The organism is Paraburkholderia sp. SIMBA_054 (genome assembly GCF_046534875.1).
GTDB classification, from domain to species: domain Bacteria; phylum Pseudomonadota; class Gammaproteobacteria; order Burkholderiales; family Burkholderiaceae; genus Paraburkholderia; species Paraburkholderia hospita.
In genome coordinates this window covers 1-272 of the sequence record NZ_JAWRXV010000790.1, presented here as the reverse complement: position 1 = coordinate 272, position 272 = coordinate 1, and the positions used below count along the sequence as shown (strand labels likewise).

Below are 272 nucleotides of genomic sequence, written 5' to 3'. Positions count from 1 at the left end.
GCCCGCCAAATATTTCCAGATATTGTTTTGTGGACATGTGCGCGCAAGACAGCCTGCGCTAAAATCGCCGGGCGCGCTGCGATGGCGAACCTGGCCGTCGCCAACGCGACGTCGCAAACGATAAACACGCCGCGCGCGTTGCCGTGCGGCGAAAACCACAAGACAGCAGCAAGCGCCGGGGCGGCGCCTCGCGGGGGACCACAATGAGCACCATTGCAGTCGAAAATCCGGGCCATGCGGGCGCCACGGACGATGAGCAGCTGAACGCCAGC

At 63.6% G+C, this 272-nt stretch carries 1 protein-coding gene; it reads right to left on the bottom strand.

Translation table 11 applies throughout. The features are described from left to right. A partial coding sequence (locus SB822_RS57265; RefSeq protein ID WP_410859127.1) for a hypothetical protein occupies positions 1-236 on the bottom strand: 236 nt, incomplete at its 3' end. Between the last annotated feature and the right edge of the window lie 36 nt (positions 237-272).